This is a genomic window from Pelagibius sp. Alg239-R121, from assembly GCF_947331435.1.
Taxonomy (GTDB): Bacteria; Pseudomonadota; Alphaproteobacteria; order Kiloniellales; family Kiloniellaceae; genus Denitrobaculum.
The window spans coordinates 24,306-49,467 of sequence record NZ_CAMZOF010000018.1 but is presented as its reverse complement, the minus strand read 5'-3'; the positions used below and the strand labels follow the sequence as shown (position 1 = coordinate 49,467).

Annotated in this window: 17 protein-coding genes and 1 pseudogene; 6 read left to right on the top strand and 12 right to left on the bottom strand. The window is 55.0% G+C overall.

What is annotated here, in order from left to right; genetic code table 11:
• Positions 1-5: 5 nt before the first annotated feature.
• From QMZ18_RS35400 to QMZ18_RS35370, 7 genes are all read right to left on the bottom strand, one after another.
• On the bottom strand, positions 6-1,250 hold the full coding sequence (locus QMZ18_RS35400) for an MFS transporter (RefSeq protein ID WP_282611169.1): 1,245 nt from the start codon (positions 1,248-1,250) through the stop codon (positions 6-8).
• A 5-nt stretch (positions 1,251-1,255) separates the two neighbouring features.
• Positions 1,256-1,813 (bottom strand): GNAT family N-acetyltransferase, encoded by a 558-nt coding sequence (locus tag QMZ18_RS35395; RefSeq protein ID WP_282611168.1) that lies wholly within the window; start codon positions 1,811-1,813, stop codon positions 1,256-1,258.
• 4 nt (positions 1,814-1,817) lie between these two features.
• The gene (locus tag QMZ18_RS35390; protein ID WP_282611167.1) at positions 1,818-2,303 is read right to left on the bottom strand and encodes a GNAT family N-acetyltransferase; all 486 of its coding nucleotides are present in this window, start codon (positions 2,301-2,303) and stop codon (positions 1,818-1,820) included.
• Entirely contained in the window at positions 2,278-3,444 is a 1,167-nt protein-coding gene (locus tag QMZ18_RS35385) for a class II histone deacetylase (protein ID WP_282611166.1), read from the bottom strand. Before QMZ18_RS35385 ends, QMZ18_RS35390 begins: the two co-directional genes overlap by 26 nt.
• Positions 3,445-3,447: 3 nt before the next feature.
• Positions 3,448-4,698, bottom strand: a complete 1,251-nt coding sequence (lysA, locus tag QMZ18_RS35380; RefSeq protein WP_282611165.1) for a diaminopimelate decarboxylase — start codon at positions 4,696-4,698, stop codon at positions 3,448-3,450.
• A gap of 18 nt (positions 4,699-4,716) precedes the next feature.
• The gene (locus tag QMZ18_RS35375) at positions 4,717-6,354 is read right to left on the bottom strand and encodes an FAD-binding oxidoreductase (RefSeq protein WP_282611164.1); all 1,638 of its coding nucleotides are present in this window, start codon (positions 6,352-6,354) and stop codon (positions 4,717-4,719) included.
• Between the two features lie 306 nt (positions 6,355-6,660).
• Positions 6,661-6,906, bottom strand: coding sequence for a hypothetical protein (locus QMZ18_RS35370; RefSeq protein ID WP_282611163.1), 246 nt, complete (start codon positions 6,904-6,906; stop codon positions 6,661-6,663).
• Positions 6,907-7,248: 342 nt separating this feature from the next.
• Between QMZ18_RS35370 and QMZ18_RS35365 the strand changes: the two genes are divergently transcribed.
• From QMZ18_RS35365 to QMZ18_RS35345, 5 genes are all read left to right on the top strand, one after another.
• Positions 7,249-7,830 carry a recombinase family protein gene (locus QMZ18_RS35365; RefSeq protein WP_282611162.1) on the top strand — a complete coding sequence of 194 codons (582 nt, stop codon included), beginning with the start codon at positions 7,249-7,251 and terminating at the stop codon, positions 7,828-7,830.
• Entirely contained in the window at positions 7,830-8,144 is a 315-nt protein-coding gene (locus tag QMZ18_RS35360) for a hypothetical protein (RefSeq protein ID WP_282611161.1), read from the top strand. Before QMZ18_RS35365 ends, QMZ18_RS35360 begins: the two co-directional genes overlap by 1 nt.
• Before the next feature lie 327 nt (positions 8,145-8,471).
• A complete protein-coding gene (locus tag QMZ18_RS35355; protein WP_282611160.1) occupies positions 8,472-8,837 on the top strand; it encodes a helix-turn-helix domain-containing protein in 366 nt (121 codons plus the stop codon).
• A 580-nt stretch (positions 8,838-9,417) separates the two neighbouring features.
• Positions 9,418-12,645 carry a methyl-accepting chemotaxis protein gene (locus QMZ18_RS35350; protein WP_282611159.1) on the top strand — a complete coding sequence of 1,076 codons (3,228 nt, stop codon included), beginning with the start codon at positions 9,418-9,420 and terminating at the stop codon, positions 12,643-12,645.
• Positions 12,646-12,930: 285 nt separating this feature from the next.
• On the top strand, positions 12,931-13,383 hold the full coding sequence (locus tag QMZ18_RS35345; protein ID WP_322097644.1) for a methyl-accepting chemotaxis protein: 453 nt from the start codon (positions 12,931-12,933) through the stop codon (positions 13,381-13,383).
• Positions 13,384-13,633: 250 nt separating this feature from the next.
• Here QMZ18_RS35345 and QMZ18_RS35340 read toward each other — a convergent pair whose 3' ends face one another.
• Together QMZ18_RS35340 and QMZ18_RS37165 are read right to left on the bottom strand one after the other, a co-directional pair.
• The gene (locus QMZ18_RS35340; RefSeq protein WP_282611158.1) at positions 13,634-14,074 is read right to left on the bottom strand and encodes a MucR family transcriptional regulator; all 441 of its coding nucleotides are present in this window, start codon (positions 14,072-14,074) and stop codon (positions 13,634-13,636) included.
• 18 nt (positions 14,075-14,092) lie between these two features.
• Positions 14,093-14,362 carry a DDE-type integrase/transposase/recombinase gene (locus QMZ18_RS37165; RefSeq protein ID WP_367575970.1) on the bottom strand — a complete coding sequence of 90 codons (270 nt, stop codon included), beginning with the start codon at positions 14,360-14,362 and terminating at the stop codon, positions 14,093-14,095.
• Between the two features lie 321 nt (positions 14,363-14,683).
• Here QMZ18_RS37165 and QMZ18_RS35330 point away from each other — a divergent pair.
• Positions 14,684-14,884 (top strand): annotated as a pseudogene (locus QMZ18_RS35330) (IS630 family transposase); the annotation flags it as partial.
• A 12-nt stretch (positions 14,885-14,896) separates the two neighbouring features.
• Here QMZ18_RS35330 and QMZ18_RS35325 read toward each other — a convergent pair.
• From QMZ18_RS35325 to QMZ18_RS35315, 3 genes are all read right to left on the bottom strand, one after another.
• Positions 14,897-15,640, bottom strand: coding sequence for a hypothetical protein (locus QMZ18_RS35325; RefSeq protein WP_282611157.1), 744 nt, complete (start codon positions 15,638-15,640; stop codon positions 14,897-14,899).
• A gap of 4 nt (positions 15,641-15,644) precedes the next feature.
• Positions 15,645-21,935 carry an RHS repeat-associated core domain-containing protein gene (locus QMZ18_RS35320; RefSeq protein WP_282611156.1) on the bottom strand — a complete coding sequence of 2,097 codons (6,291 nt, stop codon included), beginning with the start codon at positions 21,933-21,935 and terminating at the stop codon, positions 15,645-15,647.
• 872 nt (positions 21,936-22,807) lie between these two features.
• On the bottom strand, positions 22,808-24,892 hold the full coding sequence (locus tag QMZ18_RS35315) for a methyl-accepting chemotaxis protein (RefSeq protein WP_282611155.1): 2,085 nt from the start codon (positions 24,890-24,892) through the stop codon (positions 22,808-22,810).
• Positions 24,893-25,162 lie beyond the last annotated feature (270 nt).

Below are 25,162 nucleotides of genomic sequence, written 5' to 3'. Positions count from 1 at the left end.
ACCCCTTAAAAGCTTTCCGCGTGATCCCGAACGAAGAATGAAATAGCGGAAGCCACGCACAGGAAGATGATGAGCGTGACAAACCCCGTCGAATAATCCTGCGTCACATCAAAGAAATACCCCGTCATCGTCGGCCCAATCAGCGCGCCGACCCCCCACGAGGTATACAGGGCGCCGATGATTGTCGACAGATGCCGCCCGCCGAAAAAGATCATCGCCAGAACCGGCAGTACAGAAATGTAGCCGCCATAGAACGCGCCGAATATGACCGTGTAAACGTATAGGAATCCCAGGCTCGGCGGGCTCAGTAGCCACCAGGCCACCGCGGCGGCCATACCGAATGACATCAGGCTGATTGTACGCTTGCCCCCGATCCGGTCCGAAAGCCCACCAAACAGAAACCGCCCCGCGATGCTCGCCACGCCCACAACGCCCAACAGCGCAACACTGCCGGTGCGATCATTCCCATGATCAATCGCATACGGGATCAGATGCACATAGGTTGTGAAAATCACTGCCGAGGTCAAAAGACAAGCCACGTAAAACTGCCAAAAGGCGCGACTGCGGATTGCCTCGCCCAGGGTATAGCCGCTGACTGCCGGCGCACCGGCCTCGTCCTGCCTCACCGGATCGCCATCCGGCCCCAGGCCCACTGTTGCAGGCGATGTGATCAGGAAAAACGCCATGCTTCCGCAAATGGCAACCGCAATGCCAGCAAACACCACGTGCGCGCCGTCCCAACCCATGCGGTCCAGTAGGATTTTCCCCAAGATGGGAAAGGCAAAGGTCCCAGCCCCGACACCGCAAATGGCGAAGCCGCTCGCCAAACCACGGCGCCGCCTGAACCAACGTGGTACAAGGCTGATCGCGGGTATGTAGATGAACCCCCCGCCAATGCCCACGCCAATGGCATAGGCCAGCACGATTCCTGCAAGCGTCGTCGCTTGGCTGGCCAAAAACAGCCCTGCCGCCATCAGAAGCGCCCCGCCCAGGACCACGCGCCTTGGGCCGAAACGATCAGCCAGATAGCCACCCAAAAAGCCGGACAGGAACCATACGAACTCGGCCCCCGAAAAAATCAACGACACCTCCGCCCGTGATGCGTTAAAGCTGTGTGAGATCTCCTCAAAGAAGACCGAGAACGCATAGATCAGTCCCGCCGCCGTTCCCGACAGTAGGAAAACAGCGCCGACAATATACCAGCCATAAAACAGCCGTGTGTTGCGTGCGGAGATCATTATGTCATACACAGGGCTTACACCTCTGAAAGGCCAAGTTGCTTTCTCATCGGGAATAGCGGCAAATCGCTTCCATTCGGCAGACGAATATACAGTGGTGTGTCCGCAGAATATCCGGCCTTCCGATAGAGAGCCTCTGCCGTTTTTGACGCCGTCAGCGTAAGCTGCGCCATGCCCGTTGACATTGCATCTACTTCGACATGGCGCATCACGTCCCTAGCCAGGCCTAAACCGGCAAAGGGCGGCGCGACAAAGACGCAACGCACAACGCCGGTTTTGCCCCGATCCGGCGCGGGCGAGGCTTGTAAGTATTCAAGCTCGCTTCGTGACCAGCCGCCCGAAGCAGCAAGAGTCCCTGTTTCAGTTTCGATCACGAAATAGTGGCCCTCTTCGATCAGCCTGCGCTGCAACCCTTCGAAGTGCTCCAGCGCGCATTCAATATCGGCCAGCGGATAAAACGCTGTCCCATGGATTGTGAAGGCCGCGCGTTCAAGCGCCGCCAGCGCCTCGAATTCATCCGACCGCGCCCGACGGATCGGACGGAAAGCCGGCAATGGCACCTCGGCCGCATGCAACTTGCTACAATCCCGCAAGGGCACTGATATTGTCACTGGTCAGCCGGAAGATCTTCCAGCCTTCCATCGGCTGCGCGCCGAGCGATTTGTAGAACTCGATAGAGGGCACGTTCCAATCCAATACAAACCATTCCATCCGCGCACAATCCCGCGCCTTGGCCGTTTTCGCCAACTCGACCAACAATCGTTTGCCGAGTCCTTTGCCGCGCGCTTCAGGCCGCACGAACAAGTCTTCCAGATAAAGCCCCCTGCGCCCCAGAAAGGTTGAGTAATTGTGGAAAAACAAGGCAAATCCTTCCGGCTTTCCATCCACTTCGCCGATCCGCACTTCGGCATCAGGGCTATCCGAGAACAGTGCCCTGCGAATGTCTTCATGGTTGTAGGAGATCAAATCGGCTAATTTTTCGTATTCCGCAAGATCGAGGATCAGCTCCGCGATCAAGGGAATGTCATCGGGCGTGGCTTCACGAACGTTGATTTGATGTATCATGTGTATTCTTTCGTCTCAGTGTGGTGGTTGGAACCTGTGCAGCAAGCGCGGCAGCGGCCTCGATAACTGCCGCTTGCTCGTCTCGGATGCTATGCACAGGTTTGCTCAAATGGGCCAGGAACGGGTCTTCCACCTCGGTCCGGATGCCCGAAAGCGCCTCAAGCACGGCAAGCCCGCAAAACGGCGTGTAGAATTCCGAATATCCGCCTTCATGCAGCATTAACAATCGCCCATTACACAATGCCTCTGCGCTGGCGCGGACAGTCGCGCTCAGGGCGCGATAGGTCTCGGACATCGCCATCTGGCGTGCCAGCGGGTCGTAGAGCGAGCCGTCAAAACCACTCGACACCAAGATGAAATCAGGCCGGAATCGGGATAAAGCAGGCGCGATCACCGTCTCCGCCACTGCAAGATAGGCATGGTGTCCGGTTCCGGGCGGCAAAGGCACGTTGATATTTGCACCCGCGCCCTCACCCTGCCCGGTTTCGGCCAATTCGCCAGAATCGACGGGGAAATTTGACACTTCGTGGACCGAGATTGTCAGCACCCGTTCGTCCGCGTAATACAGCTTCTGCGCTCCATTGCCATGATGAGCATCCCAATCGACAATCGCGATGCGTTCAACACCGTGCACAGCCCGTAGATATTCTACCGTGATGCATCCGTTCGATAGCAGGCAAAACCCGCGCCCCTGGTCAGGCTCAGCATGGTGCCCTGCGGGCCGAACCAGCGCGTAGGCGTTGGCAACGCGCCTGTCCAGAATCGCATCTGCGGCTCGCAAGCATCCGCCCACCGCAAGCCGCGCAATCTCCCATGAGTTAGGTCCCACAACGGCCTTTTCGCCCACCTCGCCGCCGCCCGCCGCACTCTGCGCCTGAAACCGCTCCAAATAGGCGTCTGTATGCACGCGCCGCAGGTCTTGAAGCTGTGCCGACTCTGCTTCAATCTGTTCAAGCTGGCCCAAAAGTCCCGACACATCCAAAAGGTTACGAATGCGCCGCTTGGCTGTTTCATTTTCGATATGGAACAGTCCTGGCTCCACGAAACCGCCAGCCGGCACAACGCCTGCCGCGATCCCGGTGATGTGCCACATGAACCGCTCGTTCCAGACGAACCCCGTCTTATGCGCGCCCAGCCCCAAGGCTCAAACATCCTCCAGGCTTAGAAGATCATCGAAATTCTGTCTCTTGCGAATGATCCGCTGGCTTTCGCCCTCGACCAGGATTTCAGGCGCAAGGGTCCGGCTGTTGTAATTCGAACTCATGCTCGCGCAATAGGCCCCACAATCCGAGAACACCGCGAGACTGCCAACGCTCGGCTCTGGCAGATCGCAGAACTCAACCACCCCGTCCGCATTCTGCGTAAAGACATCACCTGCTTCGCACAAAGGCCCCGCCACGATTGTCTTACGCGTCGCATTCGGACGCCCGTTTCCGTTACGCGGAATGATATTGAGTTGATGATAGCCGCCGTACATCGCCGGACGCACAAGGTCGTTGAACCCTGCGTTCAACAAGACAAACTGGTTCTCGCCCATCTGCTTCTTGGCACGCACTTCGCTCAGCAAATAGCCCGAGTTGCCAATGACGTAGCGCCCCGGCTCGACCTCCAATTCGATCCTGTGTCCCAAATACGCCTCGATTTCGGACTTCGCCGCGCTCCAGACTTGGCCATAGGCCGGCGCGTCGAATTCCACGTCCTCCGCGCGGTGCGTGATGGGCAAACCACCTCCGGTCGACACCGCTTCCAGATCGAAAGGGCACGCCTTGACTTGGGCCACCATCGCCTCGCAGACGCGCCGCAAGACGGCCTCTTCCGCGCCCGATCCGATATGCATGTGCAATCCAACGAGAGTTAACCCATAGTCCTCGATCATCTGGTAACACTGTGCCAGATCACCGTGCCAGATTCCGTGTTTGCTGAACTCGCCGCCCGTGTTTGTTTTGCGACTGAACCCGCTTCCGAAACCGGGGTTGATCCGCAGCCAGACCCGATGGCCGGGGCTGTGCGATCCGATCTGCTCCAGCATCTGCGGCGAGCCTGCATTCACCGCGATTCCCGTTTCGGAAATCCGCGCCATCTCGCCATGATCCAAAATGTCTGACGCGTAAACCACGTCGTCCGATTGCGGCGTTAGCGCATAGCCCGCGGCCGCCGCGCGCTCAATCTCGCCCAGCGACACCGCGTCCACCACAACCCCACGCGACTTCAGATGCCGCAGTAGGTGTGTGTTCGAATTAGCTTTCTGTGCATACCGGATCTTGGTAAAACCCTCCATCGCCTGTAGCCTGTTGAGGCGTTTGTCGATCTCCTCTCGGTCATAGACCCAACAGGGTGTCCCGAACTCGTTTGCGATGGCGCGAAATCGGTCGTCAGAAAGGCGAGGTGTTGTCATACGTCGTTGTCCGATCATTTACCAGAACGAGCGAAAGCGCTTAGGAGCATAAAGACTGTGCATAGGGTGCACGTCGCCGCGCATCGCGGCCAGGGCGGCCTTGGCCACGCTTGTGCTTTGCGAAAAGCCGCCTGTATTGTGGCCCGTCGCCACGACCAAACAGCCTGTTTCGGCCTCCTGTATTTCGAAAATGCCAAGGCATGTCGGGGTCCACGGCCGAATGCAATACTTGCGTTGTGCTTCAAGCGATCCGTCGGCCCGCGCCATTTCCAGCGCCTCAGGAAAAAGCTGTCCGACGTAATCTTGCATCGAATGAAACAGCCGCGCTAACCGTGCGTGGTCAATGTTCTCCGGACGCTGGCCCAGATAGCCAAAACCTGACCCGAAGACGAGCCGTTCGTTACCCGCATCGTCCTCGTTAATGATAATATTCCCGCAGCTTGCGATGTGGCCTTCGCGCGCGATCTTCATAGACCGTTGAAGCTTAGGAGCGACATTCGGAACTGAAATCCAGGCCCCGAGAATGCCGTGTACCGACCCGCGCGATTGCGTTGGGTCCAGCAGACCATGAACATAAGGACCGGGCGAGACAAAGTAATGATCCGACTTCCGAAGCGTTCCGGCCACGACTAGGCCTGCAATGACACTGCCTTGCCGCTCGATGCGTGCAACGGGTGAGCTCCAATGAAACACGACGCCCAGCGCCTCGGCCTCGGTCAGAACGTGGCGCACGAAACGCTGGATGTTCAGTGTGAAGCCTTCCACTTCGATGCCACCAAAGATCTCGTCATTCGCGCAACCCGTCGCCAGCGCCGGGTAGGCTTCAATCAGACACTCTCGGTCAAGCTCGCGCACAAAGGCCCGAACATGCTTTTGCCGCCGCAACTGCTTGTCGTGGTAGGATTCGGTCCGGCAGATTCGCAACAATCCCTCGGTCAGATCAACCCCCTCGAACAGATTCGGCGTGGCCTCCATCATCGCGCCCCACAGCCGATAGCTTTCGTGGTTCAGATCAAAGACATCCTCGTTGTAATGCTCTGCCAGAAAAATCGGCACATCCCGGAACTCGGATTTCCATTGATGGTCTTCCGCGTCGAACTCGCTCTCGGCCCCGAGGCCCCAGCCCATCCGCTCTAGGCCTGTATCAATAAAACCATTCACGCGACCCTGCCCATCGCTGTTGCGGTCCTGATAGATGTCGCATTCGGTCAGCGAAAACATGCGAACGCTCTCGCCTCCGTGCGTGCATCCCATCCGCCGCCAGTCGCCAAGCGCTCTTGGATCAGGGCTCTTTTCGAAGACCTCGACCGCATAACCCGCTCGCGCGAATTCCAGCGCTGCAATCAAGCTGACAATCCCTGCCCCAACAACTGCAACACGCTTGCCCTTGGCCGGATCGGTGGCCTGAATGTAAGGCGCGGGCAAATACCGTGCCTCGAAAGTACGCGCATGTTCGGCTTGGCACAGTGCCTGGTGCAACGGGAACGTCTTGCGGTCGAACAAGCAGCAGATCAAGTTGTCATAGACCACATCTTCCTTGTTCACGACCGGTGCTGACACCGAATGTCGCAGAATGGCAACGATCAACGGCCCCTTGGCACGTGAACGCCAGCGCGCAATCGTCTCAGCAGGCGGAAAATGCTCGGTCACCAGCATGCTCACCCCCGAATCCAGCAGATCATCGACTGGCGTCTCGGGATTCCAAGCAACATGTTCGATTTTGGCAGGCCGTAGAATTTCGATCTCCCGATCCGTCAGTTCCAAGGTTGCCAAAACGCGTTTGACCTTCGGCGTTAGGTTTTCTGCCGGAGGCCGCGACACAGAACTGCGGTCACGTGCGATTTCTTCAGCAACTTGCATTTTGGTCATTCTCAGGTGATTTGTTTGTTTAACGTCGTGCTCATGAACGGACAGAAGCGCGCTTCCAGTGCCTCTGACGCGTGTCTCCTAAGTGCGTGACTTTTAGCGGTCGTCTGCGAACGGATTCGTCAAGAATTTGTTCCCAAGCTCGCACACCAGCACGCCCGCGATGATCATTGCCACCATCAGCTCCAGAAAGGCCGTAGATTGTTCGCTCCGACACAACATCAGGAAAAACAGCACTACCCCCGCGAACGCCTGTAGCGCCGTCAGGAAAAAGGGGCTGTAACGATCCGAGAGTTTCTTCAACAAAATCAGCTCTGCTCCTACCTTCGCTGCGCTCATCATTAACGGTCGCTTTTGCTAGCGTAGGATTCTTCCCAACCCGGCATCAGCCCGCTAGTCCCTGAGCCCGTGCCAAAAGAAGCCAGACCTAGGAGGCTCCTGAGGTCCGGCTGCTTTCGCCAATCAGCATCTCGCTGTAAAATGCCAACTGCACCTATGAGGGTATATTTCGTTTCTGGCACTCGCAATAGGAATCTTTGCGAAATATCTCTAAGTCGTAATCGGTCGTTTTCGCAAGGCTTGCAGAGAAACCGATTTCCGGCAGAAAGCTGCGATTTATGTTGTTGCGAAAGTAGGTTGCATATATAATGTTGCATTTGTAAGAAGGAAAATGAGTTATGCAACATGAAGATCGGTTATGCGCGCGTATCGACCCATGAGCAGAATCTGGATCTTCAACTGAAGGCTCTTCAGGAAGCAGGCTGCGACGAGGTCTACAGCGAGAAGATCTCGTCCGGCCGGGTGATCCGACCAGAATTGGAGAAGGCTCTCTCCCGCCTGCGCGAAGGCGATACCCTCGTGGTCTGGAAACTGGATCGTCTCGGCCGCAGGACGGTCGAGTTGCTGGACTTCATTCAGGACATGGAACGGCGAGGGGTTGCCTTTCAATCCCTATCGGACGGTATCGATCCAAGCAGCGCGACCGGCAAGGCGATTTTTCCAATCGCCGGCGCCTTCGCCGAGCTGGAACGGAATCTCATTCGCGAGCGGACCCTGCGCGGACTGGAGGCGGCCAAGGCCAAGGGCACCAAATTCGGCCGCAAGCGAAAGCTCGGAGATAAACAGGTCGAGATGGCTGTAAAGCTGCTGGAGACACCCCACAAGGACGGCAGCTTACCGACCTACGAAGAGGTCGCGGAGGTGTTAGGCGTGAACAAGTCAACGATCTCCCGGCGGATAGCTGAATACAAGGAAAGGTCCGCATAGTGGATTACTGGACCCTCGGCGCGATGGCAGACGCCAATATCATTCTAAGCGCCTGGTGCGAAGATTGCCGCCACAAGAACCACATAGATCCCAATGACCTGATCAACCGCCCTGCCCTCTCGCCCTTCGTGAACGTACGGGAGCTGCGCGAGAAGATCGTCTGCAGCGCCTGCGGCTCGCGGTCGATCAACTTGCTGCTTCAGGATCGGCATGTCGTTGAGTCGTGGTATCCGGATCCGGATACCTGGGCACCGGACGACGATAGCCACCTGCGGGACGAAGAACCGTTGAAGATGCGCGCCGCGGGCTCTTGAGGCGCGTCGGCCGGCATGAGAATTTAGCGTTAACAAATTGTTTGCATAATTATGAATACGATTGCAATCAGACGCGCCGGGACATACCCAGCCGTTGTGTTGTGAACATGCGACTTCCATAGATTCGTGCCACCGAACTGATGCTTTGATCCGAGCCGCGACACAACGAGCGATAAGCTCATGCGGCCTGGTTGGCATAGGAGTGAGAGCGACCGTTCGTGACGGAGAAGAGTCATGAACGTGAATCGCCCTCTGAACTTATAACGAACGGCTGATACGCATTTTTCTGGCTCCAGAAATAACGATCAGGCGCAAGGTGGAACCGACATGTCTTCAGAAATTCAAACTTCGATCAACGCGCACGTCGCAGCCAGAATACGTATCCTCCGCAAGGAAGTCGGCCTTACGCAGCAGGAGGTTGCACGCCAGCTCGGGATTTCGTTTCATCAGCTGCAGAAATATGAACACGGCAAGAACCGGGTCAGCGCCGGCCGGCTCTATCAGCTTGCCGCCGTGCTTGAGACCAACATCGAGGCATTTTTCGCCGGCTATAAGCAGGGCGCTGCACAGGATGCGAAAAGGCCGACAGAGGTATCTCGGTTGGCGCGCCAGTTCGAAGCTATATCTTCTACTGAAATCAAGAAGAGCATTTACGGACTCATTCGCGTGCTCGACGAAACCCGGACGGTATAATCCAGTAAGCGGAAGAGCCCTTCTAATTCATTTTATGCGTTGCGGTGAAGGGCAGCATTCAGTTCTCTTTACTAAACCAACTAGTCGGCGAACAGTTGTTTCAGGGCAGGGCACTTCGAGCGCGCGCATTCATGAACCAGGTGAACAAGCGCGGCTTCGAGTTTTTGCAGGTCCGATAGTCGAGTGCGAACACCGTCAAGATGACGTTGGCTAATCTCATTGACATCGTGCAGGGCTTCGTTGCATTGCTCGACAGATCGAGCAGTGTCGGTTACCGCTGAATGGGAAGCCCAGATCGCGACACCGGCGAACGAAGCGAAGCCGGGTAACCGCGCAGCGGCAACACGTGACGAAGCTTTTGCTCCGAGGAGAAAGAGTGGCGCCCCTGGTTTCTAAAAATTGGCACATTACAAGTAAGTAAATTCACTATTTAAGTGATGAACTATCCTGTTAATAGATAATTGATTACAATTAATTAGTCTCTTCTGGTGTATTTGAAAAATAAGTACCGACATTTACTATTTGAAAGCGAAATTTACCGAAAGTGTAGACTTACTTTGTTTCTCTCGGGGAAATTGTTATGAAGTCCGCACGTATTTTCACTATCCGTAATAGCCTGATCGCGATCTGCTCAATTTTGATTATTGCGGTTGCATCCTTCGCCACCTCGGCCATGTTTTCCGCGATAAGCGACCGGCAGCTTGCTGAGCAGATTTCCGACAGCAATGCTCTGGCCGACCTGCTTGTCATCTCTGCCGGCAATTGGGCCGTGGAGCGCGGCGCGACAAACGCGGCATTGGCTAATGTGAAGCCTGCCTCCGATGAAGCCAGAAACAAGATCGCTTCGCGACGTAAGACAGCCGATGCCGCTTTTCTGGAAGCTATGGAGAAGATTCAGGCTCACGATCTTTATGCGGATCAGCGGGCGTTGAGCAAAGAGACGGAAGCAGCCTACAAAAATATCGTCGCTTTCCGTCAGAAAATCGATGTGGCCCTGGGTCAGGATAAAGCGGACCGCAGCGCAGATGCCCTGAGTGACTGGGTCTCGAATATGACCGGCCTGATTATGCAGAGCAAGGATCTGCGGGTCGCGGTTTCCAGAGTCCAAACGGGCGGTGATCAGATCGGCCAGCTCGCCATGCTGAAGCACTTTTCCTGGGTCATGTCCGAATATGCCGGGCGTGAGCGCGCGATCATCGGCGGTCTGGTTGCCGGCGAAAAACGCATGACGGCGGCGCAGCTTCGCAAACTCAGTGGGTTCCGTGGGCAGGTCGAAGCCGCCTGGGATACCGTGCGTGGTGTTTCAGATGCGCCGGGAACGCCGGCAACCATCGTCGAAGCCATTCGAGAGGCCGAAGGCAACTTCTTCGGCTCTTATCAGACAACACGTAAAGCGGTCTATGAAGCCGGGACCAACAGCGCGGCCTATGGCATGACGGCGCTTGAATGGATCGATGCCGCGACGGCGGCGATTGATACACTACTCGCGTTGGACGCTGCGGTTTCCGCCTCCTGGCGCGCCCACGGAGTTGGCCTGGAAGGGCAGGAGCTGACCGACAATTTGATGAAGGCCGCGGGAAACTGGGCGGTCGAACGAGGAGTCACCAACGGCGCTCTCCAGTCCGTTTCAGTGGCTGGTGAGGCCGCCCTGGAAAAAATTAGGACCCGACGGCAGAATGCCGATCAGGCTTTCGACGCAGCAATGAAGCAGTTGTCGGCGTGGCGGGATTTCGACGGCAAAGACAAACTGATTGCCGAGGTGAAGGAAGCATACGCCCAGATCGTCGCTCTGCGGAGTCAGGCGGATGGCGCGCTTTCGCAGGCTAAAGAGCAGCGCCCCAAGGAACTTCTTTCTGCCTGGGTCCCTGCGGCGTCTCAGTTGATCGTGCAGAGCCAGAACCTGATGCTGGCTGCGGTCGAGCACTTTGCCGAGGTCGATTCGTTGCTCGGTGTCTTTGTGTCACTGCGCCACAATGTCTGGGGCATGGCCGAATACGCCGGCCGCGAACGTGCCATCATGGGTGGTATCATCGGCGCACGCGCTCCAATCAGCGCCGCACAGCTTCAAACTTTGTCCAGGTATAATGGCCGGGTTGAGAGCGCCTGGGACGCGACTCGACTTGCTGCCAGCAATCCTGCGCTGCCGGCTCAAATCAAGCTGGCAGTATCGCAGGTGCAGGCGAGTTTTTTCGAAATCTATCAAAGTGTCCGGGAGGAACGCTACGATGAGGCGACCTCGACCTCGGCCTATCCCATGGCCGGTCCTGAGTGGATCGCCGCCGCGACAACCGCTATCGACAGTCTGCTGAAGATTCAGACAGCAGTAAGTGCCGTCACGGGTTCGCTCGCGGAATCGTCGCAGAGCGCCGCCACCAGCACTCTCATATTCGACGTTATCCTTCTGGCTGCCATACTGGCGGTCGGTGCTGTGTCTGCATGGGTTGTGATCTTCAGAGTGACCAGTCCGATCAACCGCATGACCTCTGCCATGAAAGAACTCGCGGACGGCGATCTGGAGACGGAAGTGCCCTCCATCGGGCGTCAGGACGAAATCGGCGATATGGCAGAAGCCGTTGAGGTCTTCAAGGCCAATGCCAAGGAAGTCGGGCGTATGAGAGACGAGGAGGAAGAGCGTAAACGAGCCAACGATGAAAAGCTGAAAACCGAGCTTCTTACCATCTCCGAACGGCTCGACAAGGAAGTGAAGGCCGCCGTCGAGAGTTCCACCGTTCAAGCCAAAGACATGAAAGAGTCGTCATCTGGAATGGGTGAGATTGTTGGACGGTTGAACCAGCGCGCGTCGACCGTTGCCGACGGAGCCAGCCAAGCCAGCGAGAGCATTCAAACTGTTGCCTCTGCTGCCGAAGAACTCAGCGCCTCCATCAGTGAGATTACCCGTCAGGTCGGACAGTCTTCCAGCATCGTCCAAAAAGCGGCGGAGGAAGCAACCCGGACCGATGAAACCGTCGGCGGACTGGCCGATGCGGCGCAGAAGATCGGCGATGTCATCAGTTTGATTCAAGATATTGCCGAGCAGACCAATCTGCTGGCGCTGAACGCCACGATCGAAGCCGCCCGGGCCGGTGATGCGGGTAAGGGCTTTGCCGTGGTCGCTTCCGAGGTCAAGAACCTCGCCACGCAGACCGCCAAGGCGACGGAAGAGATCGGCAGTCAGATCGGAGCCATTCGCACCGAAACCGAGGGCGCCGTGCAGGCGATCCGCGTGATCAGCGAAACGATCAAGGAAGTGAATAGCATTTCCGAGACCATCTCCGAAGCCGTGGAGCAGCAGAGTCAGGCGACCCAGGAGATCAGCGAATCGGTCCAGTCCACCGTTCGCCACATGTCCGAAGTGTCCGGGCAGATATCCGATGTTTCCGAGGAATCCAAGCAGGTGAGCGATCATTCGCAAAACGTGATGACCAGCGCCGAAGGAACCCTTACCAACATCGACAACCTGGACAGACAGATGGGAGAAGTCCTTAAGGAGCTTCGAGAATCTGCCGTCGGCAACCGGCGCAAGGATGTGCGGCAGGCCGGAAGCTGGCCGATTACGCTCGAAGGTAACGGCGTCAACACCCGTGGGCAGATCAAGGATCTTTCCCTTGGTGGCGCGTTGCTCACCTGCGAGGGTGAAATTTCGGTTGGCGAGCGTCTGACCGTCAAAATCGGCAACCTGTCGGAAAAGATACCGGCAACGGTCGTCGAAAGTTCGCGTAAGGGCGTGCACATCAGCTTCGAGGGCGGCGAGGAAACACGCGCCCTGATTGCCGGCCTCCTGCCGCAGCAGGATCGGGACGCGGCCTGAGCGAAGAAATCCCCCGGCAGGTCGCGCCGGCGGATCTCGTCGGCAGGCTTCAGGCCTTGTTCCAGACGTCGCGTAGAAACACCGGTAGGTCGTTGGCCGGCATTGACGTTGAGGTGTTCATGCGAAACGCATACTCAGCTCACAACCGGGAAACAACTTGGCAACGCCGTTTGACAGCCATCGGAAAAGTCTCCGAACAGTTTAACTGGGAGTGACTGCACGCGAAATTGTTGAATGAACTGCGTAGATAGCCTCGACGCTAAAGCTTGAAGGTAGCGCTGAGACATGGGGTGTTGGGCAAACGGCGGAACTGGGGCTGCGGCGTCGGAAGAGCTTTCCGCTTCCATCACGGAGATCTCGAGCCAGGTCGCCACTTCGTCAAGCACGGCGAGGGCGGCAGTCAATGCAGCCGAGCAGGCGACCCAGAAAGTCCAAAGTCTGGTCCAGGCGTCGCAGAAAGTCGGCGAGGTGATCAACCTGATCAACGACATCGCCGAACAGACGAACCTATTGGCTTTGAACGCCACGATCGAAGCGGCCCGTGCCGGTGAGGCCGGTAAGGGCTTTGCCATCGTCGCTTCGGAGGTCAAAAACCTCGCTTACCAGACCAGCAAGGCCAGTGTCGAGACCGGCAATGCCGCAGGCGAAGTCCTGGATGCCTCGAAGGGACTCTCACAGCAAACCGAATTGCTGCGTAACGAAGTGGATAAGTTCCTGACAGCGGTCAAAGCGGCGTAATCTACATCAAGTGCTGGCTAGAGGTCTTTTTGTAGAGCATGTGTAAGAAGTCGGTTTATTGGTCGATCATCTTATCGAGATATCTGTAGATGATGGCCTTTGAGAGGCCGTAGTGGGCCATGAGATCGCGGATTAGGGTGCTCTGATCGCGTTTTTCTCGGAGCTCTTTTGCCTGATCTTTACGCATAGCCCTAACAGAGGTCATGTGCCAGAATGGATCTACTCTGGCCGAATGCGGCAACACACTTTCTTATGCCGGAGTGTCACCGAGCTTTTGTTTTTTTGCGCGGAGCTTGTGCCCAAGGCCGTTTTCTTTAGCGATTTTCTGGCGTTCGCGGGCATAGGCCGGAGCCGTCATTGGATAGTCAGCCGACAGATTCCATTTCGCCCGATACTCTTCTGGCGTCATGCCATAGGCGGTACGGAGATGCCGTTTTAGCATTTTGAACTTTTTCCCGTCCTCAAGACAGATGAGGTAATCCTCGGTGACAGACTTTCGGACGGACACAGCCGGTGTCGGCGGCGTGGGCTCAGGACCGGTAGAATTGACAAGCCCACTCAAGCTTTCAAAAACGTTGGTGATCACACCCGGAAGATCGGTTCTGGCAACGGAATTGTTGGACACATACGCCGATACGACTTCACCGGTTAGTGCAAGAAGTTCAGACCGACCTAAGTCATTTTCGCTCATAAGGCTTCCTCATTGTGTTCATAAAGCATGGCCTACCCGATAGTGAATAGCCCCTAGATTCATAGACACCTTCTTCCCTAAGTTTGAGGTAAGGAGGCCATTATGGGCACAGGCAATTTCAGTGACGAATTGATCGGGCACAAACCCCTGTGACTTGAGCAGCTTGCGCATAAGTTTCAGCGCGGCTTTTCTGTTACGACGAGATTGAACCAGGATATCCAGAACCTCACTTTCACTATCAACGGCCCGCCAGAGATAAACGCGCTTACCATTGATGGATGCGAACACTTCGACGAGATGCTAGCGTTTACCAGGTTGCAGGCGCATCCGCCTGAGACTTTGGGCATAAGACAAACCAAACTTCAGCGACCAGCGTCGAACCGTCTCATAAGAAACGTCAATTCCGCGCTTGGCGAGAAGGTCTTCGACATCTCGAAAACTCAGGGGGGATCGGAAATAGAGCAAGACAGCCTGCTGGATGACCCCGGACGGAAATCGGTGGCGACAATATGAGACCCTGTTCATCAGCTAATGATAGCGTAGCAGTCGTCACCTCGGGGTTACTGTGACAACCCCGATTGCTGTGCGCAAGGCTATCGAGCGGACGAAGCCAAGTTGTACTTCCTGCCGCCCGACAGTCCCGACTTCAACCCCATCGAGATGGCGTTCTCGAAGCTCAAGGCGTTCCTCAAGAAAGCTGCCGCGCGAAAAATCAACGACCTCTGGGACGTCATCGCCAGAGAAATCGACACATTCGCCCCAGCCGAATGCCAAAACTACTTTGCGGCCACAGGATATGACCGCGAATGATCGAAAAATGCGCTAGCGTATCAATGGTAACGAAAATTCGTTCATCTTAGAATTGGTGAAATAGTTTGAATCAACAATGTTCTCGCGCTGATTTGCGGACAGATCCTCGAATATCTTGGGCAAGCGACTTTTACTGTCCAATAATACTAGTGATCGATCAGTGTCGAAATCTTCAACAACAAGACTAACAATCCCGCCAGCTTGAATTGAGGGTAATATACAACTTGCAAAATCGAATTTTGTCACATGGTATTTACAAAATATTTGGAACAAAAAATCTTCAAATTCTGACAATTTCCCCTCAGATCCTTCTTCAACAAAGAAAAATAAAGACCTGCGACCAAAATACGACCATTCCACCAAATTTTTAATATCTAAATTCGAAATATTATTTGCGTTAGCGATATCTGAGTACGCCTTAACAAAGACATTACCGTTTATACTTGAGTTGATTAAGTTTTCATGTGATCTATCTTTCTTATACACAACTTGATGCTTTAAGCTCGGAAAGTCGCCAAAACTCCTCTTGTATTCAGATATTTTTGAAGTTCCGGCATTTCGACTGCCATATCGCCAAACGTAAGTATCCAATTCGGGGTACAGGTTTCGCACGGCGTTCTGAGTCCTTCTTAACGAAGAATGTTTATCGCCTGTCGCAGCTTTGATTCTGACCCAAAGAGAATCACACTCCAGCAGATTCTTGGCTCCTAGTATCCGGTTTAACTCCACAGATTGGCGATCAAGAAAAGCTTGCATGTTCTTACTTCAATTCATCATAGTTGAAGTGCTCACCCTTTGGTCCCTGATAATGTGGCGCTTCGTACGTATTATTGTCTTCAAACTTATGCCCATTCCGATGATTGGGAATGGAAACTGGATTACCATTTACATCTTCTGTGTCGATAGTCTGAGATGGCCGGTTTTTTGGACCCGAAAGGTTAGGTGAGCCGTATTCCTGAGTGACGCTGTAATTGTTTGCTTTGGATGTTGGTACATTATTCGCTCGAAACGCTGCTCTCCGCGCTGCTCTTTCTGTTGGATAGGTAGCATCAGCGGGATTTTGCGCCCGTCTTTTTCCTGTTAATCCTAGAGCTTCCCGGACTTGTTGGGAAATATCTTCGGCAACATCAGCAATTTTTGATTGATTTGGCAATGCTTTAGTATTGCCATACTTAGATGATGGGACTCTTCCAGGTAATACTCCAGAAAATACAGAACTCAAAGTGGCGCCAAAAGTTCGCGCCTTCTCTTCATGTTGATTCTTAGGCGGGTCAACCCTTTTACCTATTTCGTCATAACCTATACCTTTGGCCACTTCAGTAGCGAAATCTGCAAACTGATCGGAGTACGGGTACGGCCCTATATAAGTGTCGGCCCATCCGAAATTATTTAACCCTCCAAGCTCGTGGAGTCCCAAATGATCGGTGCTGGCATCGTATCCAGTGTGTCCGCGACTTGATTTAGAAGTGCTAGACGGATTCGTTTGTTTACCTGTCCCGGCTTCAGCCAAGCCACCATCAGAGCCTCCTCCGTCATGACCATCGTTAGCAGAATCTCCAAATCCACAACAGGACTGGCCTATATCACCCTCTCCATTAAAGCCGGCGTCATTGGCGAAAAACCCTGACGGATCAGTAAAGCTGAGCGGGTTGTTAAAGACGTAGGTATAGCGGTTAAAGCCCTTGGGTGTTTCCGGGATCTGGACATATGGGTCCGGTGACAGAAAGCGCCCGAGTGTGGGTTCGTAAACCCTGCCGTTCATGTGGATCAGTCCGACGCCATCTAAATGCTCGTGGCCGGTGAAACCTCTGGGTGTCTCGTTTGGCTGCGCGACCGGTGGACCCGCCTGCCAATCCGTTTTCCGACGCTTGCCGTGAGCATCATAGGAGAGATGTTCAGTGACCGTGCCTGTCTCGTCAGTGATGCTCTCCACCGAGTAGATGTGATCCCGATGCAGGTAACGGGTCTTGTCAGTCAACGCATTGCCATCGTCCATCTTGGTGAAGATCGCCACGGTGTCACTGGCGCGGATATAGTGCACCAGTTCGTCCGGCTGGCTGAGGCGACTGCGCCGCTCGTAGGTATTGCCGATGTAGGTCGTGGTCGTCGTGAGCCCGTTGGTGAGCGCGTTCTGCTCAATACGCGCCCGGTCAGGACCATAGACAAAGGACGTCTGGTTGCCGGTCAGAGCGTCGGTGATGAGCTGAGGTTTTCGGAAAGACGTCCAGGCCACCGTGCGGCCGGCTCCAGAGATCATGCCGCCGTTGGCATCGTAACTGTAGGTGTTTGAACCCGCCGTCGTCACTGCGTGCGGACCCGCGCCGTTCTGACCGTAGAGATAGTTACCAATATCAGACTTGTTCGTGATGTTGCCGATCAAATCGTAGCTGTAGGTGGTCGGTGTGCCGAGCTGATTGGTGGTTGAGGTCTCGCTCAGCGTTGCGCTCAGTAATTGGTTGCGATTGTCATAAGTAAAGTCTTCTGTCCGATCCCGCTGCAGGTCCCTGCGCTCAGTCAAATTGCCCATCTGGTCAAAGACAAAGGTCAGGTCCTGGACCGTGTTCGCGCCGGAGGTCGAAGTAATGGACTGCACCAGGTTCCGGGCCGGGTCGTAGCTCCGGTCCGTGACCACGCCGTTGCCCAGGGTCTCTTGCGTGATCTTGCCTTCCGCATTGACCGTGTTGGCTTGCCAATAAGTCGTGCCACCGAGAACCTCGGAGACCGAGGCGAGATATCCCCTGGCATTGTAGCTGTTCTGCACCGCAAAGCCGGAGGGATAGGTCCGAGTGTCTTCACGTCCTGCGGCATCGTAGGTCATTGAGGTCGCATAGACCGAGCCGGAGATAGTCCGGGTGGTTTGATCGGACCGGCCCAGGCTGTCATAGCTTTGAACCTGGAGATAGCCGTTGGGGCCAGAGATCTGATGGATCTTGCCAACACCAGTCATGGCGTTGTCGTAGGTCCAGTTGGTGGTGCCCTCGGCCTCGACCCGGGTGCTTATGCGCCCCAGTTTGTCGTAGGTCATGGTGACCATCTGGTTCTTGGCATCGTTTTGGGTCAGCAACTGCCCCAGGACGTCGTGGGCATAGGTCCAATAGCCCATGTCAGGATCGTCCATGGTGATCCTGTTGCCACGTATGTCATAGGTCATCGTCGTGACCAGACCCTCGACATCGGTGGAGATCAGATTACCGAACGCGTCGTAATTGTAGCTGCTGACCGCATTCAGGTGATCCCGGCTGGAGACCAGTTCCCCTAGTGCATTGGTAATCCGATCCTCGACCTGGGACAGGGGGTTTGTGTTGACGGTCTTAAAGCCGTCGTAGCTGGTGGTGAAGTAGCGGTTGTCCGGCTCGATCAGGTTGAGCCGCCGCCCGACCACATCGTAGAAGGTTTTGGTCCACTTGATGTTCGCGGCAGCCGTTCCGGCAAAGTAGGGCCGTGAGACCTCTTCGATAAAGCCGCGGACATTGTACTTGCTATCGACGTGAATCTTCGAACCGTTGGCAAAGCCCTCGGTTTCACTCCGGAGTTTCCGGTTTAGCTTGTCGAAATAGGTAATGCTTTTGCCGCTAATCGCCGTCTGGCCCGCCGTCAGGAAATCCTGGCTTTCGATCAGATAGATCGTACCGGCTGGCGCCGTGCAGGGATTTCCCGCGCCGCTGCAGAGTTCGTAATTATATTGGGTTTCCGTGCCATCGGCGCGCAGTTCCTTGGTCCGTCGGCCAAAGCCGTCATAGAGCCAAGTGGTGGTAAGGAGATTGGGATCGGTCTGACTGGTGGTAACGCCGTAGCGTGCGTCCATGGTCCGGTTTTCGCCATGACCCAGAGCATTGCTTGCACTGACCATCAGCAGACCGTTGCTGTCGTAGGCTGCCGAGGTGGTTCGGGTCGCGATATTGCCACCGCTGATCGTGGTGCCGGTCAGGTTGCCAAAGACGTCGTAGCTGTAGTCGCGGGTAAGCTTGTGCGTGGATGTATCGGGCTCGATCACTTCCTGGGTCACCCGGCCGGTGGTAACATCGTAGACCCAGGACATGGTCCGCGTGACGGCGCTGCCGCCGTAGCGGGACTTCGCGACCTCGGTCCGCGTGCGCTGACCGATCAACCAGTTCGTTGTGTCGTTGGTGAAAGTGTTGGTCGAGGTCGTGGTGAAGGTCTCAGTGTCGCCCGCGGCTGGGTAGCCCGTGGTGGTGCCAACGATCAACGTCGGGTTGCCGTAGCTGTCGAAGGTATTTGCGACCGTCTCGGAGATCAGCGGGGAGTTACCGTCGCCATCATTGATCTCGTAGCGCTCGGTCGTCGATTGCGCGAGATGAGGAAATACAATTGAAGGCTGACCGGTAACCGCTGTCTCGGTCGAGGCCCAGGTATAGGTGGTCTTTTCCAGCAGTGCGCCATTGGCGATGGCGATCTTATTTTCCTTAACGAAACCGCTGTAGCGGTAGTCGCGCTCGTAGGTCGTGGTGGTGACATTACCGGTCTGGACATCGGTCGCCGTCATCTCCCGGAAGCCCAGGAACCTGCGGCCCTGATCGTGATAGCGTCCACCGGCGTAGGTGTAGTCGGTTGCCTTCTGGCCACCGAGGCCGTCATCGCGGCTGATCTGCGAGACCACATGGGCCGAAACCTGGATATCCCGCTCAGGGAACAGCGCGCCGCTGTCTTTGCTGTAGACCGTATCATCGGTCAGAGGCTTGTAGGTGACGCTTGCGACCCGGCCCAGGCTGCCGGTGACAGAGATGAGCGTGTCGGGTGTTTTTGCCAAACCCAACCAAGTTGCCTGTTTGATGGTGCCAGCGGAATCCATATAGGCACGCACCCAGTCAGCAAGGCCATCTCCATTGGCATCGACAAACTCACCGCGCTTTAGATCCTTCGGTTTGTCTTCGATGACGTCCGGAAGGTCATAGCTGGTCGTAAAAACCCAACCCTTGCCACTGTTCAGCCAAGTCGCCTGCTTGATCGTAGCGGCGGCATCCTTATAGGCCCGGACCCAGTCCACAAGACCATCACCATTGACATCAACAAACTCGCCGCGCTCGAGGTTCTTTGACTTGTCTTCGATCACGTCGGGAAGATTGTAGCTTGGCGTAAGTACCCAGCCCGTGCCGCTGTTGAGCCAGGTCGCCTGATTGATGGAACCATTTCCATCCTTGTAAGCCCGGACCCAGTCGGCCAGTCCATCGCCATTGACGTCGACGAACTCGCCGCGACGAAGATTTGCACTCTTGTCTTCGATGACGTCGGGAAGATTGTAGCTCGGCGTGTAGATCCAGGCCGAACCGCTGTTGAGCCAAGTTGCCTGACTGATGGAGCCGTTTCCGTCCTTGTAAGCGCGCACCCAGTCGACTAGGCCGTCACCGTCGACATCGACGAACTCGCCGCGCTTAAGGTTCTTTGACTTGTCTTCGATGACGTCGGGAAGATTGAGGCTCGGCGTCCAGACCCAGCTCGTACCGTTGTTGTTCAGGTAGGTGGCTTGCTTTATCGAACCAGCGGCATTTTTGTAGGCCCGCACCCAGTCGATCAGGCCGTCGCCATTAACATCGACGAACTCGCCGCGCCGTAGATTATCGACTTTGTCTTCGATGACGTCGGGAAGATTGAAGCTCGGCGTATAGTCCCAGTTCGTACCGTTGTTGAGGAAAGTGGCTTGTTTGGCCGAACCGGCACCGTTTCTGTAGGCTCTGACCCAATCCACCAGGCCGTCGCCATTGACATCGACGAACTCGCCGCGACGAAGCTCATCGATTCTATCAACGATGACGTCGGGAAGATTGAGACTTGGCGTGTAGACCCAGCTCGCACCGTCATTTAAATAAGTGGCCTGTTTTGCCGTGCCACCAGCATCCCTATAGGCCCGAACCCAGTCCGTTCGGCCGTCGCCATCGGCATCGACGAACTCGCCGCGACGAAGGTTTTTTGTCTTATCTTCAATGACATCCCGAAGATTAAGAGCGGAATCAAGACTAAAGGCCGCAGTGCCCACCACCAAATCGCTATAAGTAAAGCTGACGGGCTCGAAGCAGCTCGGCGTTGCGAGATCGCCGTCACACTCTGTAACTGATGTCAGGCGTGAGCGGCCTGTGGCATCGCCGGGGGTATAGGCGAGGTTGTAGCGCTTGACCAGTGTGTCGGTCACGCCAACCTTTGCGTAGGTGTCGATCGTCTTGAGGCGCTCCAGCAGCTGACTGCGGGCCTGCGCAACGTAGCTGACCCGCGTATCGGTCCGGGCCTCGTAAGTTAATTGGACAGAGGCCTGCGCGCTCGTGCTCTGAGAGGTATTCCCGCCGTAGTCGATGCGGGTAAGCTTGTGGGTGTTCTCGGTGGCCGATGTGGCAGTCGTGTCTTCCGCATAGCTGAAGGTCATCTCGTTGCCGAAACGGTCCGAGACCTTGTTCAGCGCCCAGTAACGCACATCCGACTGTCCCGGCACCTCGACACGGGAATCAGCCGTGTTGCCATACTCCAGAATCTGGCCCGACTTGGTCCAGACTGTGAAGGACAACGGGCCTGTTCCTGCCGTGCCATTGGACACGACCTTGGAGAAGGACTGGATTTCAGTGCGGTACTCTGTGCCGTTGTCTCCATAGGTGCCTGTGCCTACAGATACGAGGCGCTCGTTATCCAGGCAGAAACGATCGTTCGCGCTATAGTCGATGCCACCCCGCGCGCCGTCCTGAGCAGTAGTGCGGCTGCAGCGTTCGATCACCGAGACACCGTCCAGCACCCAGCCCACGCCGAGGATGCCGTTCTTCTTACGACTGCGATAGAGCAGCGACAGATCTGGAGAGAGACCTGCGACGCCTGGCGGGACTTCGATCGGAAGCCGGTAATTCGCGGCGCCGGTCTCGTCAACCGCCAAAGACCCGGGGGTCACACCCGCCACTGTCGTCTGCGCCAAAGCGGTCGGCCCGCCGGCAATCAACAACCCCACCGCGGTAACCGCCGAGAGCAGCAAGCCCCTCTGCCCCGCAACGGTTTTAGACCCAAACGACAGCAGACGAGGTACCGAAAGCGGGCTGCGTTGGACAGTATTCTCTGCCACATCCGAACGCGTTGTGCTTAGCAAATGCTGCCTCGAACGTGTCCTCGAATAGGTACGTTCAATCGAACGCAACACGCTATAAAGCATCGGCTATTCCCCCAAAACCACGCAGACAAACAAAACCGAAGCCTGAAAAAGGCTTCAGGTCACAAAAAAGCCGGCTCCCAAAGGAACCGGCACCGCCGAACGAGCCAGACACACCGCATTTTTGCACCCGCCGCAGAGACCTCTTCCGTTAGGTCGCAAGAAAGCATCCCGCAAAGATTGCGAAACAAAAGCGTAACCCATTACGCCTCTTCATCTTTTTGACAATTGCGCCGACTCGCATTTACAGCTTTAGGTTAGATCACAAAAATGTCACCGGCAACCATCAACAACCACCAGAGAGATAATTATCTGTGGATAAAACAACTAAGCAACTATAAATCAATAACTTGCTATGGTTGAATTTCTATTTTCACAACTCGACAATGAGCATCGCTTGAAGATGCAGGGAAAACATCACTGAGTGGAGCAGATTCAGACACGTAGAGTTAGTTGCTTGCCGCTGAGTTGCTCCCCGACCTGTGGAAGCAATCTACAGTCAGTTCTCAAACCTCTGGAACAGCGCCAACTGGCGAAGGCCTCCGTTATCCAGCGACCTTGACGGCTCACTGTTGACCGGCCTCAAGCCATACAGCGCCGTTCTTAAGGCAATGCCGAGAGTTAGAAAATCCGTGCGTTGCGAGAGCCGAATTGTTCGGTACCCTTTTTTCAATTTAACTGACTTGAGCAATACAGACTATCTTACTCTCGGCATTTCCGTGAAAATTGATGGCACATTTGGCCCTGACCGTGATCCAGAACTTCGTAGTCCAGTTACTCGGATTGAGCTAAGTAGACCGAAGTCTATGCAAGAACTGCTCGAGCTCGCTGCGCAGGGTATCGGATTGTGTGGTCAGTGCACTCACCACCTCTAGCACATTACCGACCGCTTCATACGATTGCTGAGCCGCGGAATTTACTTCGACGATATTCGAGGAGACTTCCTGAGTGCCTGAAGCCGTCTGCTGAATATTCTGAGCAATTTCTCGCGTCGCGGCATTTTGTTGTTCAACCGCTGAGGCTACGGCTGTTGTCATCTCACTGATCTTTGACATGGCCTCGACCACTGTTTCAATCTCCTTGACGGTCCGCTGTGTGGAGTCCTGCATGGTGCCAATCTGCTGGCTGATTTCTTCGGTTGCCTTCGCAGTCTGGTTTGCCAAAGACTTGACTTCGGACGCTACCACAGCAAAGCCCTTACCAGCTTCTCCGGCCCGGGCGGCCTCAATCGTGGCGTTCAATGCCAGCAGATTGGTCTGCTCGGCGATGTCGTTAATCAAGTTCACAACATCGCCAATTTTCTGTGCACCCTCGGCTAGGCCCATGACCGTCGCATTTGTAGACTTCGCCTGGTCTTTACCGCTCGAGGATACGTTTGCTGCGTCCTCTACCTGACGTGCGATTTCCTGGATCGAGTTTGACAATTCTTCGGCTGCTGCTGCCACCGTCTGTGCCGTCACCGTTGCCTCTTCCGAGGCGGCGGCAACCGTCGTCGACCGGCTACTGGTTTGTTCGGAAGCGGCCGACAATGATTGGGCCGTGATTTTCATTTCGTTTGCAGCGCCGGCTACGCCCTCGACAACACCTTTCACGCTAGCTTCGAGATCGTCAGCCATCGTGAGTGTCGCCTGACGCGTCTCTTCCTCGGATTGCTGTTTGGCCTGAGCCTGTTCTTCGCGCAGACGGTTTGCATCAATCGCATTTTCCTTAAAGATCTGCACGGCAGCAGCCATTGCGCCGATCTCATCGCCGCGGTTCTGGGCCGGAATTTCAACTGTATTGTCGCCCTCGGCCAATTTGCCCATAGCGTTCGTCATCTCTACGATCGGATGTGAAATCGCTCTGCCGGTGAAAAAGGCTAGGAGAACGCCTAGTGCTATTGCAACCGCAGCAATAATTTCAACAGTGAACACGGCACTATTTATGTCCTTTGTCGCCTGCGGGCCCAGAGTATCCTGTTCTCGTTTGTTGTCGAGTTTGATCTGCTCGAATTCGTTGGCCAGTTTGGGGCCGATTACGTCCAAAACTCTTTTTATGATGTTGTTTCGCTTGGAGATGGTGTCGCTTACTTCAGCGAAAGTCGCTTTGTAATCACCTGCGAGCTTAACGAGTTTTTTCGTTAAGTTGCGTCGCGTAGGATTTTGTATTTCTGTCGTCATTTTTTCGACAGTGCGCTCAAAGTCGTTGAGTTCCTGATTTGAGCGGTCTGCACTTGCCTGTTTGTTGTCAACCAGGAAACGATTCGAATAGAGTCGTGCCAGCAACAAGTGTCGCAGAGAGATACCGGCGTGAAATGCAGCCGTTGCATCGCCGTCCTCGAATGCGCTCTTCATGATCTTGGTCAGTGTGCGCTCGGACTCGGGACCGATGCTGTTGAGTTGCTCCACAAGCTGATTGCGCCTATTGACCAGAACTGTCACCTCTTCGAAAGACGAGCGGTAGTCAGCAATTCCCTCTTCCGCAGCAAGTATCGTTGCAAAGTGATCACTGCCGTGAAACAGAGCTTCAGACTCTCGAATGATTTCCTCTGTAGCCTGTGCTCGATGCCTTACTTTTTCAGCGTCTTGCTCCGAATTTTTGATGATATAATCCTTCACGCCCAGGCGTGCAGATAGCAAATTGCCTTGGATACGGCCCATCTGCGCAGTTTGGCGCGCTAGGCTACGATATTCCTTGAACTGACTATTCACACCGGAAAGCCCAACGTAGGAGAGCGCGCTGACAATGGCCAAAAATGCAAGCACCAACCCGGACCCCAGACCGATTTTCTGCCCAACTTTCAACTTGGTAAAGGGATTACTGCGTCCAAAATTACCATTCGATTGGCTGATTTGTGGACTCGTGTTCTCACTTTGAGTTTCTTTTGTACCCATGAGTAACTTCCTCGTTCGGAACGGTGTTTCCATAAGATCGATAGTGCAGAACAGGCCGTAGACGTTTGATGCAGACACCCTTAACCACAGCTATAACTCATAGTAAATCGATCTACTTCAAGCCATAATACACCCATCACAGATCATAATAGTGCCTTATGCTAAGTATAAACTATGTATAAAATACAAAATAATTATTAACGTGATAAAAAAATATAAGTTTTTATTATATAAAAATTGTTTTATCGGAAAATATAGTTTTTTATTTTT